Consider the following 15885-nt stretch of genomic DNA (forward strand, 5'->3'; position numbering starts at 1 on the left):
AACACGCTACATCAGCGGCAAGGCGATTTGCGATGCCTGGGCACCACCTACGCTCAGGGAGAGCTGCGCCTCGGGATATGGCGGCGCCTCCATATTGTCTTTGTCACCGCCCATGATGGCGACGCGCAGACGATTGCCTTTGTTGATGCGATAGACCACGGGCATGATGTCGAAGTTGGCTTCGACCACCTCGCCCGGCGTCAGCAGTTGCTGATCCTCTTTTAAGGCGCGATGCCAGGGGATATCCAGATTATTCCAGGGCGCCTTGTGCTGCTTGCGCAGGGATAATCTCAGATTGCCTTCCGTGATGTAGTTGGAGCGACCGTCGGCCTCCACCTCTTCCAGCAGGGCATACACATCGGCATCTGGCGTACTGGCCGAGACGAAGAGTTTGACCAGCGGGATACCGGCGATCACCATATCCTTGTCGAGGGGCGCCGTCGTAAAGGTCAGCGAACGCCCGTCGTTAGCCGTCATATCCGGATAGTTGACCTGAGTGCCATAGTTGGAGTCCCAGCGAGTTGCCGTGCCCGTAGTGGTCAGATTGTTAACCTGATAGGCCAGTAGCGCGCTGGCATCGGGTTTCTGCGTCGACAACACAGGCGCCTGAGTCGACAGCAGATGATCTGTCACCAAGTCGCTCTTGGCGCTGGATTCACCAAAATAGAAGCTGGTGCGCGCCTTCTGGAGGGGGAACTGGGGCAACGAGATCCACTGCCACTGCTTGCGCATGCTATCCACCTCGGCCACATGAATTTGCGGTCCATCCATCACGCCGTTCTTGATCCCCTTCAGCCAGTAGTCGAACCAGCGCAGAAACTCGGCGCCATACACCTTGTCACGCTCCAGCTTTTCCGCCTCGTTATTGGTGACGTGGGACCAGGGGCCAAAGGCCATCTTCTGCGGGCCGTGATAGTTTTCGAAATGCACTAAGGTGTCTGTGGTGTAGGGATCATGCCAGGAGCCGAAATGGTAGATGGCCACGCCAGACTCGTTGAGGGCAGTGTTTATCGCCGAGGGCATATCCTTGTACCAATCGAACTCGGGCGCGGTATCGTCGCGCAGCTTCGCCGCCGCGAGTGGCGCTATGGGGTCGAAGTTGGTGGCATGCTCCTTCACGGCGGCCGCCGCCAGAGTGCCATCGCTATCGGCATCGACCGGCGTTGGCTTGCGTACCTTATCCAGGTACTGGGTGCCCTTGCCCCAGCTTTCCACTAAGTCCTGACGCATTATGCCGCCACGACGAACGGCGTCATAGAGGCTAAAATAACCGTTTTCCGGGGTGATCGCCTTAAGCGCCGGATGCTTAGTGCTGGCAGCCATGTACTGGGTGATCCCCATGTAAGAGAGGCCATACATACCTATGTTGCCGCTGCTGTACGGCCGCTTGGACAACCAGTCGATGACATCATAGGCATCGCGGGTCTCGGGCGCGCTGAACAGCCCCTGATAACGACCGAAAGAGGCCCCGCCGCCACGCACGTTGACGCTGGCGATCACATAGCCGTGCCTGGCCAGACGCTGCAAGATGGCATCGTCATCTATGTTAGTTACCCCAGGCTCAAACTCTCTGTGGTAGCGAGAATAGGTCCAGAGTACGGGTAACTTTTCTTTCGTCACCACGCCATGGTTGGCCGGGCGCGAGATATCCGCCGCCAGCTTGGTGCCGTCGCGCGTGGTGATGTACTCTGAGCTGGTCACCCAGCCATCGAAACGCTCCTGAGAGTAGCCTTGGTAGTGGCCAAAGCTGGACACCTTACTATTTTCACTAAGAGCCTGTTCACTAAGAGCCTGTTCGCTACGAGCCTGTTCGCTCTGCCCAGGCTGGTTAGTTGCAGACTCGGCCGCGGCGATTGGCGCGGCGATTACCACGGGAGTTACACCAGCCGAAATCGTCAACAAGCCGGCGGCCAGCCAACAAGCGGCGCGCTGTGATTTTCCCCTAACTTGTTCCATGTCTCATTTCCTATCTGTTATTGATCTTATTGCACTTACTTCAACTTAAGTCCTTCCCTCCAGGGTTATCCCTTTCCGCCCCGCCTTCGAGGCCTGGCGATGCAGTCACATCGCCAGGGAAGGAATAAAAAGCGGCTCCCTGACGACAGTGTGCAGTCTTTAAGTCAGGGAAGCCGGGGAAAAGCAGTGCTCTAGTAGTTGTAAGACAGGCTCACACCAAAAGTTCGCGGCGCGTTATATTCGCTATAGCCACTGTCCAAACCATCCAGATAGAAGCTGTTGCGATAGGTCTTGTCGGTCAGGTTGCGTCCCCAGACAGCCACACTCCAGTTGTCGGCCGGGCTGAAGATCTCCGCACGCATATTGACCAGGGTGTAACCCTTCTCGCGATAGATGGGTTCGTTAGACACAGACAGCCAGTAGTCATCCTTGAAGGAGGCATCCAACTGGATGAAACCTTCCAGCTCGGCGCTGAGCTGATAGTGATAACGGGCGATCAGGTTGCCGCTGAACTTAGGCGCATTGTTGAGTTCGTTACCCTGAATGTCGATCACTTCACCGAAGATGTTGGTGATACCGACGTCGGCAGACTCGAACTTGGTGACCTTGTCGACTTCGGTGTCGAGCAGGCCGATAGCGGCGCGGATCTCGAAGTCCTCGGTCGCCATCCAGCGCAGATCCAATTCGGCGCCCTGCATGATGACGTCACCCAGGTTACGCAGGCCGTTGAAGACGCCGCCGGTTGACTGGTCAACCTCCTGGATAGCCGACTGGAAGTCGCGGTAGTCGTAATAGAAGGCCGCGCCGTTGATCTGCACGCGATAATCTTCCAGAGTCGACTTGAAGCCCAGCTCTACCCCGTTGTTGCGCTCCGGCTTGTAGGGGCGGATAGCGTTAGGGTTGGTCAGGAAGCCACCGAAGAAGCCGCCAGATTTAAAGCTGCTGCCCACACTGGCATACAAGAGGGTATCCGGGGTGACCTTCCAGTCCAGGTTAACCTTCCACGACGGGTCGCTCTCGTCATAGTGAGACGTGTTGCCTCGCGCCAGATCGTAGCGGCCGGTAACTGGGTCCCAACCGATGAAGTTGGCACAGTAGGTCGGGCTATCGGGGTCTGTGGTGTTAAGGCCATTGGCCGTACAGATCCAGGTGCCGTCGTTGACAAACACGTCGCCGACATAATCCTTCTTCTCCTGGGTGTAACGCAGGTCCACAGTAGTCGACAGGGTGTCGCTGATGGCATAGGTGAGCTGGGCATAGCCTGAAGTCACCTCGGTATCCTGGGTATAGGCCATGGTGCCGCAGCCCGGGAACTGCTTCCAGTCGGCATAGACGTTGGCGGCAAAGGAGCAGTTTCTCAGGTCGTCCAGGTTATCCTCGGCATACACCAGACCCACCATCCAGTTGAAGTCGCCACCATAGTTGGACAGCAAGCGCAGCTCCTGGCTCCATGAGCTGGTGTCTGAGTCATATTGGGTGACATACATCTCGTTGAGATCGCCGCCATTCAGGCGACCATAATCGCGACTGGCTTGCTCCCAGGCTTCTTGATCCTGACCAGGGCCAAGACCGACCGAGCCGACACCGTTGCGATGCTTAAACTGCATCTGGGTGTAGTTGGTTATGGAGATCAGCGAGTAGTCGGAGAAATCCCAGTTCATGTTCAACGACACAGAATGGTAGGTGTCGTCGTTAGGGTGCACCCTGGCATCGGCGCCGCTGTATGGGTCGCCATCGGCGCTGGCGCGGTTCATGTTGATACAGCTGGCATCCGGGATACCGGTTTGCAGCACGGCGTCACAATAGGCCGGCGTGCCATCCTGATTGTAGGGAATATTCATCGACGGCAGCCCAGGGAAGCCCGCCAGCGGTCCCTCCCAGTAGGCGTTGCTGTCCAGCAAGCCTGTGACCTCGGGGATCGACGCCTCTGAAGTGTCACGGCCATAGGTATATCTGAGATCTGCTGCGAAATAATCGGCTGGCTCATAGTGCAGGGTGAAGCGTGCCTGCTGCTTATCTTTGCCGCCCTGATCGCGATTCAGATAAGTGTTGTAGTAGTAACCGTCGCTGGTCTCTGACTGCACGGCGAGGCGCACCGCGGCGACCTCGCCCAGCGGCAGGCTGGCACCGGCGCGGATGTTGAGCGAATTATAGTTACCGTAATCCACCGCCACATTGGCTTCCGTGGTCTCCAGCTCTGGTCGCTTGGAAGAGAAAGAGATGGCGCCGCCGGTAGAGTTACGTCCATACAGACCGCCCTGAGGCCCCTTGAGCACCTCTACCCTATCGGTATCGAACATGGCGAAGGCGCTATAGATGCCATAGGGCTGATAGACGTCGTCGACGACCACGGCCGTGTTAGGCGTGTTGTTGGTGTTGTAGTCCTGCAGACCCACACCGCGGATCACGAAGATAGGGATGCCGCTATCGTCTGAGACGGCGACCTCCATGTTAGGGATAAATTCCGCCAGAGCCGATGCCTGATAGGCACCGAGATCTTCCAGTTCATCGGCTTTAAACGCGGAGATCGCGATGCCGACATCTTGCATACGTTGCACACGTTTTTGCGCCGTCACCTCGATGACTTCGAACGCGCTCGCCTTCTGCTCTTTCGCTTCTTCTGGCGCCTGCGCTTCCTCTGCTAAAACTTGACCTGAAATAGCCCCAAAAACCGCCATGGCCAAACAACTTAGCTTCATGTTGCTCCGACTTACTGCTGCTCGGGAGCGTAATAAGTGATTGGGTTTAATGTATTTTTCCATCATCCTATCCTTCCTTTATTACGTTTTATATTTATTAGGATGTTGGCGATGTGGAAATCAGCCGCACCTCCCTACCGAGTCCTGCACTAACTGCAATATTTATTGCCATAGCACCTATTCCCCCCGCGGTACATCAGGCCACAAACATAAGCAAAGACTGTAAGAATCGAGTATATGGAGCGCGTTACCAATTTTTAAATTTATTATAATGATTGTGTAACATTCATAATGGTGATGATGAATCATTCATCTGCCCCCATAGCTCCCCTAAAAACCCCTACCCCTTGTAGGGGCTCGTTTTTTAAGCAAATCTGGCCCTAATACATCAGGGCAAACGCAATGAATGAGAGAGGAAAACAGCCCATAGATGGCCCAAACTAACAAGCTCATCGGAGCTGTTACAAAGAGTTAAAGTCAATTCGCGCCAAACCATTGGAAATAAAAAAGGTCAAATCGAAGAGATAGAAGATACAGGTGTAAGCAGGCTTTTGACCCTCTGCGACATGGCCAAAAATGTTCCATACATTTTTTGGCATTCCCAACATCCATGTCGGTCAGTACCGCCGCGGAGCGTATAGGGACATCTTCAAATAACATCCGTGTTTAAATGCCAGTTCGGCATCCATGCCTCTCGTTCGCGAGCGCGAAGCTGCGCTTCACTCACCGTGTCAAAGCGTGCTTGCACAACCCCCGCCGGGCAGGCGTTAGATTGCCATGAAGGGTAAAGCTTCAAAAATCTAACCTGGCGCAATAACCGTCCAAGCTACGAGCCAAATAAGGTTAATAGGGTTAATAGGGTTAACGCTAAAACCCGAGATCCATCTGCGCCCCATGCTCCTCCTCATCCAGCCCGGCTCCCACAGCCTCGCTCTCGAGCCCGACCGATACCCCCAGCAGACGGATGCCTCTACCCGCGCGGCGCTCCAGCGCCTGTTTAAGCAGGTCGTAAAACAGCTTCACCGAGACCTCGTCACTGCGCTGCTCTATGGTGGTCTGTTTGAAGTCATCGAACTTAAGCTTAACTACCTGCTTGTGAATACGACGCGACTTGGCGCTGCGACTGATACGCCCAGACAGCTCCTGAATAAGCTGGGGCATCACCGCCTGGCACTGCTCATAGGTGTAGATATCTTTGGCCAGGGTGGTCTCGACGCCGACAGACTTACGCTCCCTATGGGGCGAGATGCCGCGGGGGTCTATCCCCTGCGCCCTGTCATAGAGCACACCACCAAACTTACCGAAGCGCTCCATCAGGCTCTGACGGCTAGAGGCCTGCACGTCGGCGCAGGTAATCAGCCCCATGGTTTCCAGCTTAGCGGCGGTCACCTTGCCGACACCGGGGATCTTAATCAGCGGCAGTGTCTTCACAAACTCGGGGATCATCTGCGGAGTGATCACATACTGGCCGTTGGGCTTATTGAGATCCGAGGCTATCTTGGCCAGAAACTTCACCGGCGCGATGCCGGCAGAGGCGGTGAGCCCGGTCACCTCGAAGATCTCCCGGCGAATCGCCTCGGCGATCAGCGTGGCCGAGCCCTGGTGTTGGGTGCAGTCACTGACATCCAGATAGGCTTCATCCAGGGAGAGCGGCTCGATCAGCTCAGTGTAGCGGGCAAACACCTCACGGATCTGCGCCGACACCTCCTTGTAGACAGACATGCGTCCGGGCACCAGGATGAGATCCGGGCAGAGCTTGAGGGCATAGGCGGAGGCCATGGCCGAGCGCACGCCAAACTTGCGCGCCTCGTAGTTACAGGTGCTGATGACGCCGCGGCGATCGCTGCGTCCGCCCACGGCTATAGGCTTGCCCCTGAGCTCGGGAAAATCACGCATCTCGACCGCCGCAAAGAAGCAGTCCATGTCTACATGAATAATCTTTTTCACCTTAATACCTCCACCGCCAAGAATACTGTACATTTAAACAGTATTCAATCACTTCGCGATGAACGGCAGCCAGACGCCAGATGACAGGCAGCAAAAAGCCACCCTAAGGTGGCTTTGTCTCTGTTTCGTGGCGTCGAATGGCTAATGCATTATATCGGCTCAGTCTATTACATTTTAGACTGGAGGTAGTTCTGCAGACCTATCTTGTCGATGAGGCCCAGCTGCTTCTCTAGCCAGTACATATGATCAGACTCTGTCTCTTCCAGCAAGACCTCTAACAGTTCACGGGAGACGTAATCCTGCTTTTCCTCGCACAGGGCGATGGCTTCACGTAGGTTGGCCGCCACCTGATACTCATAGTTGAGATCATTCTGCAGCATCTCCTGGGGATCTTTACCTATATTCAGCGCCTCGCGGCTGGCCACATCTGGCGTGCCCTCGAGGAACAGAATCCGCTGCACCAGCTTCTTGGCGTGTTCGCGCTCGTCGTCAGACTCGTGGGAGATCCGCTCGTGCAGCTCGTTAAGCCCCCAGTCTTCGTACATCAAGCCGTGGACAAAGTATTGATCCATCGCCGACAACTCACCGGTGAGCAGCTTGTTGAGGGTGTCGATCACTTCCTGATTGCCTTTCATGCTTCTCTCCCTATTCAGATTCCATCTGCGACTGCAGGTAATTTTGAATGCCCGTCATCTTAATCAGATCTTGCTGCGCCTCGATCCAGTCCAGATACTCCTCCTCATCTTCGAGCAGGTCTTCGAGGATCTCGCGGCTCACATAGTCTCGCTCCGTCTCACACAGGGCGATCACGCTGCGCAGCTCGACCAACTGCTCTTCGAGCATGGTCTTGTCGCACTGCAACATCTCTTCCGGGTTCTCACCTATGCGCAGCTTCTCGAGCTGTTGCAGATTAGGCAGGCCTTCGAGAAACAGCACCCGCTCGATCAACTTGTCGGCATGCTTCATATCTTTGATCGACTTCTTGTAGCACTTCTCATTGAGCTCTTCCAGACCCCAATTTTTGTACATGCGTGCGTGCAAGAAGTACTGGTTGATGGCCGTCAATTCGAAGGTCAGTATCTTGTTTAACTGACGAATGACGTTCGGATGACCCTTCATTTGATCTCCTTAGTAAGATTTGATCTAAATCAATATTTAAGCCTAGAGCAATTTTCATCCAATTACAAATAAACATTAAGTTTCAATCAGTTATCAAAGAAAATCGTTCTCATTCGCGCTTTGATTACCAAGGCGATTAAAGATAATAAATCCAGCGTGTTAAGGCCGAGAATAAGCGCAAGGCGCTAAGGAGCAGAGGAGTCTCGGAGAAGAGTAATGAAAAACAGGGGTAACAAAAAAAGGCCCCGAATGGGACCTTTAATAATGACGCCTCACAGGCGTGGGCTAGATGATACGATCTTTGGCCAGCTTCTCGCGACGGGCCTCTTCTTCGGCCATCTTCGCTTTACGCTTATCGCATGGGTCGTCACAGTCACAGGCCTTCTCGATACCCAGAGCCCCCAGACCACCGCAGCTGCCGGCAACCGCCTTCTGCTTCACCAGGTAGCCGATAGACATAAGAACGAAAAACAGTAGTAATACCACAAAAGCCGCTAAAAAAGTGCTCATCACTGACTCCAGATACACATAAGTGGCTGTTTCGCTTATGTGTCTAACCATTCGCTAACTAGTCGACTAGCTCGTTGACAAGCTAATCAACCGACATGCAAGACTGCATTTAAGAGTGCGCCTAGCCACTATATTGAGCGGGCCGGCGCACCGATGGACGCTATTCTATCACAAACCCACGTAGGGCTTAAAGGCATCGCTATAGTAGACCTTGAAACCTTGCGCTTGCTTCTCGATCAACATGATGGCCAGATGCTCACGTTCGGCCAGCGCCAGCGAGGCCTCTGTGCCCAGCACCATCATGGCGGTGGCGTAACCGTCGGCGATCATGCTCTCCTTGGCTAGTACGGTCACCGAGGCAAGCTTATGGTCGATCGGGTAGCCGTTGCGCGGGTCGATAATATGAGTGAAGCGTTGCCCCTCCTCCTCATAGTAGTTGCGATAGTCGCCCGAAGTCGCCATGGCGATATTGCCAGGCTCCAGCAGCTGCTGCACCACGCGCTCATCCTCATCGGGCTGCTCTATGGCGATCACCCAAGGGCTGTCGTCGGCCTTGACACCGAAGAGGCTGATCTCGCCGCCTATCTCCACCAGATAACCTTTGGGCTGATACTTGCTCAGCAGCTTGGCCACCTTATCGACCCCAAAGCCTTTGGCGATGGAAGAAAGGTCGACATACAGAGCAGGATTGGTCTTGCTCAGCTTAAGGCCATCGACCTTAAGATACTCGATACCCGTCTTGGCCTTGGTCTCGGCAATCAGCTCGGCGCTTGGCACGCGAGTCGGACGCTTGTCGGGACCGAAGCCCCAGAGGTTTACCAGCGGGCCCAGGGTGATGTCCAGCGCACCATCTGTCTTGCGATAGAGGTCGATACCGGTCTGCACTACCTTGGCCGTGTCTGGCGATACCGTCAGGCTAGATTCGAGCGTCATCTGATTGAAAAGCGATAGCTCTGAGTCTTTGCGATAGGTGGACATCTGATCGTTCACCTGCTCAAGCGCGAGGTCGATCTCCGCCTGCAGCAGCTGCTCGTCGGGCATCTGCTTGTCGCCGACAAATTTGATGTGGTAGGTGGTGCCCATGGTCTGCCCAGACATGGAGATCATCTTGACAGGTTGACTACAGGCCGAAATAAAAAAGGCTAGTCCCGCCAGGACTAACCCCTTGATAAAGGTCTTATACATATTGACCATTGTCCTTAATGATAACCCGGTAACACACTCCCTAAGGGCCTTTGGGCGCCTTAGGGAGCACGATAATCACGGCAATAATATCACAAGAATGATTGCTTAGCCGCCAAAGTCATCCAGCAGGATGTTTTCATCTTCAACGCCAAGATCTTTAAGCATACCGATAACCGCCGCGTTCATCATTGGAGGTCCACACATGTAGAACTCACAATCTTCTGGCGCGTCGTGGTCACGTAGGTAGTTTTCATACAATACGTTGTGGATGAAGCCTGTGTAACCATCCCAGTTATCTTCGGGTTGTGGATCAGACAGAGCCACGTGCCATACGAAGTTATCATTCTCAGCCGCCAGGCCGTCGAAGTCTTCAACGTAGAACATCTCACGCTTAGAACGCGCACCGTACCAGAAGCTCATCTTACGCTTAGACTTAAGACGCTTGAGCTGGTCGAAGATGTGTGAACGCATAGGCGCCATACCTGCACCACCACCGATGAATACCATCTCGGCATCGGTATCCTTCGCGAAGAATTCACCGAATGGACCAGAGATAGTCACCTTGTCGCCAGCCTTCAGGCTCCAGATGTATGAAGACATCTTACCGCAAGGCAGTGACAGGTTACGTGGAGGCGGTGTCGCGATACGTACGTTCAGCATGATGATACCTTCCTCTTCAGGATAGTTCGCCATTGAATACGCACGGATTGTCTCTTCGTCAACCTTAGACTCTAGCTTGAAGAAGCCAAAGTGCTCCCAGTCACCACGGTATTCTGCAGGTACGTCGAAATCGGCGTACTTAACATGGTGCGCAGGCGCTTCGATCTGGATGTAACCACCGGCACGGAAAGGCACAGACTCGCCATCAGGGATAGCCAGCTTAAGCTCTTTAATGAAGGTTGCCTTGTTATCGTTAGAGATAACGCTGCATTCCCACTTCTTGATACCGAAGATCTCTTCTTCCAGTTCGATCTCCATATCTGATTTAACGTTGACCTGACAAGACAGACGACAACCGTTACGGGCATCGCCCTTAGAGATATGGTCGAGTTCTGTTGGCAGAATATCACCGCCGCCAGACTTAACGATCACCTTACACTGGCCACAAGAACCACCGCCACCACAGGCTGACGATACGAAGATACCGTTACTAGCCAGAGCGCCCAGTAGTTTGCCGCCCGCAGGTGTTTTAATTGCTTTATCCGCATCATGGTTGATGCCGATAGTAATATCACCACTCGGAACCAGTTTTGATTTGGCGAACAGAATCACCAACACCAAGACCAGTACGATGGCTGTAAACATACTCACACCGAGGTATACATCGATTGGAGTAGATTCAATAATACCCATTAACTTATCCTTAAAGGTTCAAAATCAGAAGCCGTTAAGGTGTCTCTATTACAGAGACACACCTGAGAACGACATGAAACCTAGCGCCATCAAACCCGCAGTCACGAAGGTAATACCTAGACCACGCAGACCATTAGGGACATCAGCATATTTTAACTTCTCACGGATACCGGCCAGCAGCACAATCGCAAGTGCCCAACCGATACCTGAACCTATGCCGAACACTAAACTTTCACCCAGGTTGTAGTCACGCTCAACCATGAAAGAAACCGCACCGAAAATCGCACAGTTTACTGTGATCAGCGGTAGGAAGATCCCCAGCGCGTTGTATAGCGGTGGGAAATACTTATCCAATGCCATCTCAAGGATTTGAACCAGCGCCGCGATCACACCGATAAAGGTGATGAACTTAAGGAAGCTCAGGTCTGCATCGGGTACGCCAGCCCAGGCCAAGGCGCCCGGAGCCAAAATACCCTGATAGATGATTTGGTTAACAGGTACTGAAATCGCCAATACCACGATTACGGCAACACCTAAGCCCATGGCCGTGGTGACTTTCTTAGACACAGCCAAGAAGGTACACATACCAAGGAAGAAGGATAACGCCATGTTTTCAATGAAAACAGAACGGATTAATAGACTAATATAATGTTCCATTACGCTTATCCTTTTGCTTCAACTTGCTCTGGCTTGATGGTACGGATAATCCAGATCAACGATGCAATCAGGAAGAACGCACTTGGTGGCAGCAGAAGCAGACCGTTTGGCTGATACCAACCACCCTCAGAGATCTTGCTTAGGATCTCGACACCAAATAGCGAACCGTTACCAAACAATTCACGCACGAAGCCAACTGACAACAAGATGGCACCATAACCCAGACCGTTACCGATACCGTCCATGAAGCTCATCATAGGCGGCGTCTTCATCGCGTAAGCTTCGGCGCGGCCCATTACGATACAGTTGGTGATGATCAGACCCACGAATACCGACAGCTGCTTAGCCACGTCATAGGCATAAGCTTGCAGTACCTGGTCAACCACGATCACCAGTGAAGCGATAATGGTCATCTGAACGATAATACGCACACTGCTTGGAATGTGGTTACGTATCATAGAGATGAACAAGTTAGACAAGGCCGTTACGGCAGTCAGAGCTATGGTCATTACCAAAGCAGTTTCCATCTTACTGGTTACCGCCAGGGCACTACATACACCCAGGATCTGCAACGCAATCGGGTTGTTACTAATGATAGGTCCAGTCAGAACCTGTTTAAGTTCTTTTGCGTCAGCCATTAGCTCAGTCCTCCGTTGCGCGCCTTCTCAAGAAAACGTGCAAAACCTTCTTTACCCAACCAGAAATCCAGTGAGTGCTGTACACCGTTACTGGTCAGTGTTGCACCCGATAGTGCGTCAACACCGTGAACGCTCTCTGCAACGGCAGGGTTCTTAGTCACTTTGATAGCCAGGTTGCCTTGGTCATCATAAAGCTTCTTACCCTTCCACTTGGCGATCCACTTAGGATTCTGTACTTCACCACCTAGGCCCGGAGTTTCACCCGAACCGGTAAAGTCGTAGTAAACCAAGCTGCGAACTGTGTTCAGGTCAGACTCAACGGCCAGGAAGGCGTACATGGTTGACCATAGGCCGTAACCTTTAACCGGAATGATCACTGTCTGTAGTGTGCCAGCGTCATCACGTACCAGGTAAACCACGCCCTTGTTCGCCACACGCTTAACTGAAGCGATGTCGTGCTCAGGCTTGAAAGAGGTCTCTAGGGTGCGAGCCGCTTTCTCTGTGTCGAATGTGTCGGCGTTGCCTTCAACCCAGTCACCAGACTTAAGGTCAACCAGCTTAGCTTCAACATACTTGTCGTAAGTCTCAAGGATCTTAGCCTTGCTGACTTCACCAGACTTAGTGTCTACCAGGCCAGCGGCTTCAAGAATGTACTTTTGCTTATCAAGCAATTTGTTTTCTTGTTGAGTTGGCTTAAGCAGTACGGCCGCAGTAGAAACGAATACCGAACAGATAAAACATAATCCAACAACAACAAACAGCGTTCTACCGAACGAATCTTTATTACTAGCCACGAGCAATCCTCCGCTTGATATTCGCTTGAACCACGAAGTGGTCGAATAGCGGCGCAAATAGGTTGGCAAACAGAATGGCCAACATCATACCTTCTGGGAAAGCAGGGTTAATGACACGGATGAATACGGCCATAGCACCAATCAAAATACCGTACGCCCACTTCGCTTGGTTGGTGAAAGACGCAGAAACTGGGTCAGTCGCCATGAACATCATACCGAAGGCAAAGCCACCCAGTACCATGTGCCAGTACCAAGGCATCGCAAACATAGGGTTGGTATCGCTACCGATAGCGTTAAGCAGCAGAGAGACGGCAATCATACCGACCATCACACCACCAACGATGCGCCATGACGCGATACGGGTATAGATGATGACCAGACCACCTAGCAGAATCGCCAGCGTAGACACTTCACCAACAGAACCTGGAATGAAACCTAGGAAGGCGTCCCACCAAGCTTGGTTAAAGCCATAGTCCAGAGTGCCCTGTGCCGCTTGGCTCAGCGCCGTCGCACCAGAGAAACCGTCAGCAACCACCCAAGTGGTGTCGCCTGACATGTTTAGCGGGTAAGCGAAGAACAGGAAGGCACGGCCAGCCAGTGCTGGGTTAAGGAAGTTACGTCCGGTACCACCGAAGATCTCTTTCGCCACGACCACACCGAAGGTGATACCCAGCGCCACCATCCATAGCGGAATGGTTGCCGGCAGTGTCAGGGCAAACAGGATAGAGGTAACGAAGAAACCTTCGTTAACTTCGTGGCCACGTACCGTAGCAAATAGGACTTCCCAGATACCACCCACGGCGAAGGTCACCGCGTAGATAGGCAGGAACCAACAGGCGCCGTACCACATCAGAGCAGCAACACCCGAGTCAGCCGTCAGCTCAGTACCGAACAGGCCAAACAATGCAGTTTGCCAGGTATCCGGCGTCGCAAAACCAGCCAGCAAGGCATCTTGTGCCTGAAGACCCACGTTATACATACCCACGAACATCGCAGGGAATGCACAGGCCCAAACCGTAATCATCATACGCTTCAGGTCTAAGTTATCACGCACATGGGTACGACCCTTGTTTACGTGACCTGGGGTATAAAATACCGTGTATGCCGCTTCGAACAGCGCATACCATTTCTCGTATTTCCCGCCCTTTTCGAACTGGGGTTCAATACTTTTGAAAAACTGTTTCAAGCCCATTAGCCTTCCCTCACAATCGTATCTAGGCAGTCGCGTAGGTACGACGCGTAGTCATACTTACCAGGACATACGAAAGTACATAGTGCCAAATCTTCTTCGTCTAACTCTAACGCGCCTAAGGCAGCTGCGCCGTCGGTATCGCCTGACACCAGGTCACGCAATAACATGGTAGGAAGAATGTCGAGAGGCATAACACGCTCATAGTTGCCGATAGGCACCATGGCACGGTCAGAGCCCCCTGTGCTGGTCGTCATGTTAAACAGACGAGACGGTGACAGGTGACCCAGGAAAGCGCGCGTGATAGAGAACTTGTTGGCACCAGGCATGGCCCAGCCGATAAATTCTTGTTCGCGGCCTTCTTCAAGCAGAGAAACCTGGTTGAAGAAACGTCCCAAGTAGGCTTGTGGGCCAGTGGCTGTCTTACCAGAAAGCACAGAACCTGCGATAACGCGTACATCGCCTTGGGCAGTTTCACCGGCAGTTAGCTCGGCAATAGAGGCGCCACTGTGTGTGCGTACGAGTCTAGGCTTAAGGGCTTTAGGACCCGCAATCGCTACCACGCGCTGAGTGTTTAGCTCACCAGTAGTAAATAGTTGACCGATTGCGATCACATCTTGATAGCCAACATGCCAAACGGTGCGTTTAGCCGATGCAGGCAGAACAAAATGGATATGAGTGCCAGCAAGACCCGCAGGGTGCGGACCGGCAAACTCTTCGACTTGTGCGTTGGCCGCAGGAATATCGGCTCCTGGCGCCTTACACAGATACACCTTACCTTCTGTCAATCGTGCAAGGACTCTTAAGCCATTGGCAAAGTCTTCCTTGTGCTCGTTAATGATAACGGCAGGATCGGCAGCAAGCGGTTGGGTGTCGATAGCGGTCACAAAAATACCGGCAGGCGTTGAGTCAACTGCTGGTGCTTTGCTGAAAGGACGCGTGCGCAATGCAGGCCACATACCTGATTCGATCAGGTTGTCGCGTACGAGTTGCGGCTCTAGGGTGTCTAACGCTGCGGCATCGTACTTAGCGAAAGAAACGCTGTCGTCTCCCTCTACTTCGATGACGACAGACTGAAGAACACGCTGGGCGCCCCGGTTAATTTCTGAGATGGTGCCACTGGCTAAAGCAGTATATTTAACGCCAGGATTCTTTTTGTCTTCAAAAATCACCTGACCTTTCTGCACTTTATCACCCACTTTGATCTTCATCGTGGGGCGCAGGCCAATATACTCTTCACCCAAAGTAGCTACGTGTTTAATGGCTGGGCCATTATGGATAACTTGCTCTGGTCCGCCTGTTATAGGCAGGTCCAATCCTTTCTTTATTGTAATCATATCCACAAGCACTACGTTTATGAAGGAAAGATAATGCGTCGCGTTCCTGCTAAATGAGATAGATTTCAAACATCAGCTATCGCATTGAGCTAGCGCAGATTTATTACAGAAATGCGATCGCAATCACGCTGGTCGGGCGCATTTTACCGTAAATAATTGCTTATCGCCATGAAAAATACGGGTGTTTTAAAAGGGATGCGGGGATTTTTAAGGTGAGGAGTAGATCACAGTTCGAGAGATTTTTATGATTTAGGTAAACGGAAATTAATTTAGCCCCCTGTCCTAGCAGGGTTATATGGATTTGCGAAGCAAAATCGCCCCCTAAAACGTGCTTTTTTTCACCTCTTTTTAACGCATAAAAAATCGGCGAAAAGCCGGACTGTTCGACTAAAGTTTAACCACCTCATAAGCCAAACTCAGGCAGAAGTCGGCGTCTATTTGAGCATCACGAGCCAGATGCACACTGCCACCGACCGCTAAAAAGAAGATACAGATAGCCAA

General features: G+C 52.7%; 13 protein-coding genes. All 13 read right to left on the minus strand.

The window, feature by feature from the left end:
- Positions 1 to 6 precede the first annotated feature (6 nt).
- Positions 7 to 1956 carry a CocE/NonD family hydrolase gene (locus tag K0I31_RS14930; RefSeq protein ID WP_220078888.1) on the minus strand — a complete coding sequence of 650 codons (1950 nt, stop codon included), beginning with the start codon at positions 1954 to 1956 and terminating at the stop codon, positions 7 to 9.
- A gap of 191 nt (positions 1957 to 2147) precedes the next feature.
- Positions 2148 to 4655, minus strand: coding sequence for a TonB-dependent receptor (locus K0I31_RS14935; protein ID WP_220078889.1), 2508 nt, complete (start codon positions 4653 to 4655; stop codon positions 2148 to 2150).
- Between the two features lie 867 nt (positions 4656 to 5522).
- Positions 5523 to 6602, minus strand: a complete 1080-nt coding sequence (gene dinB / locus K0I31_RS14940; protein WP_220078890.1) for a DNA polymerase IV — start codon at positions 6600 to 6602, stop codon at positions 5523 to 5525.
- A 167-nt stretch (positions 6603 to 6769) separates the two neighbouring features.
- Positions 6770 to 7237 carry a bacterioferritin gene (bfr, locus tag K0I31_RS14945; protein ID WP_011866669.1) on the minus strand — a complete coding sequence of 156 codons (468 nt, stop codon included), beginning with the start codon at positions 7235 to 7237 and terminating at the stop codon, positions 6770 to 6772.
- Between the two features lie 10 nt (positions 7238 to 7247).
- Positions 7248 to 7721 carry a bacterioferritin gene (gene bfr / locus K0I31_RS14950; RefSeq protein ID WP_011866670.1) on the minus strand — a complete coding sequence of 158 codons (474 nt, stop codon included), beginning with the start codon at positions 7719 to 7721 and terminating at the stop codon, positions 7248 to 7250.
- A gap of 285 nt (positions 7722 to 8006) precedes the next feature.
- The gene (gene nqrM, locus K0I31_RS14955; protein ID WP_011866671.1) at positions 8007 to 8231 is read right to left on the minus strand and encodes a (Na+)-NQR maturation NqrM; all 225 of its coding nucleotides are present in this window, start codon (positions 8229 to 8231) and stop codon (positions 8007 to 8009) included.
- Positions 8232 to 8399: 168 nt separating this feature from the next.
- On the minus strand, positions 8400 to 9416 hold the full coding sequence (locus tag K0I31_RS14960; protein WP_220078891.1) for an FAD:protein FMN transferase: 1017 nt from the start codon (positions 9414 to 9416) through the stop codon (positions 8400 to 8402).
- A 105-nt stretch (positions 9417 to 9521) separates the two neighbouring features.
- Positions 9522 to 10769, minus strand: a complete 1248-nt coding sequence (gene nqrF / locus K0I31_RS14965; protein WP_011866673.1) for an NADH:ubiquinone reductase (Na(+)-transporting) subunit F — start codon at positions 10767 to 10769, stop codon at positions 9522 to 9524.
- Positions 10770 to 10817: 48 nt separating this feature from the next.
- Complete coding sequence (gene nqrE / locus K0I31_RS14970; protein ID WP_011866674.1) at positions 10818 to 11426, minus strand: NADH:ubiquinone reductase (Na(+)-transporting) subunit E; 609 nt, start codon at positions 11424 to 11426, stop codon at positions 10818 to 10820.
- 5 nt (positions 11427 to 11431) lie between these two features.
- Positions 11432 to 12064 carry an NADH:ubiquinone reductase (Na(+)-transporting) subunit D gene (locus K0I31_RS14975; RefSeq protein WP_011866675.1) on the minus strand — a complete coding sequence of 211 codons (633 nt, stop codon included), beginning with the start codon at positions 12062 to 12064 and terminating at the stop codon, positions 11432 to 11434.
- The gene (locus tag K0I31_RS14980; protein ID WP_011866676.1) at positions 12064 to 12858 is read right to left on the minus strand and encodes a Na(+)-translocating NADH-quinone reductase subunit C; all 795 of its coding nucleotides are present in this window, start codon (positions 12856 to 12858) and stop codon (positions 12064 to 12066) included. The genes K0I31_RS14975 and K0I31_RS14980 overlap by 1 nt, the downstream gene beginning before the upstream one ends.
- Entirely contained in the window at positions 12851 to 14050 is a 1200-nt protein-coding gene (locus K0I31_RS14985) for an NADH:ubiquinone reductase (Na(+)-transporting) subunit B (protein WP_144203705.1), read from the minus strand. The genes K0I31_RS14980 and K0I31_RS14985 overlap by 8 nt, the downstream gene beginning before the upstream one ends.
- Entirely contained in the window at positions 14050 to 15384 is a 1335-nt protein-coding gene (locus K0I31_RS14990; RefSeq protein ID WP_220080873.1) for a Na(+)-translocating NADH-quinone reductase subunit A, read from the minus strand. Before K0I31_RS14990 ends, K0I31_RS14985 begins: the two co-directional genes overlap by 1 nt.
- Between the last annotated feature and the right edge of the window lie 501 nt (positions 15385 to 15885).

Origin of the sequence: Shewanella spartinae, assembly GCF_019457555.1 — a bacterium.
Classification (GTDB): Bacteria; Pseudomonadota; Gammaproteobacteria; order Enterobacterales; family Shewanellaceae; genus Shewanella; species Shewanella loihica.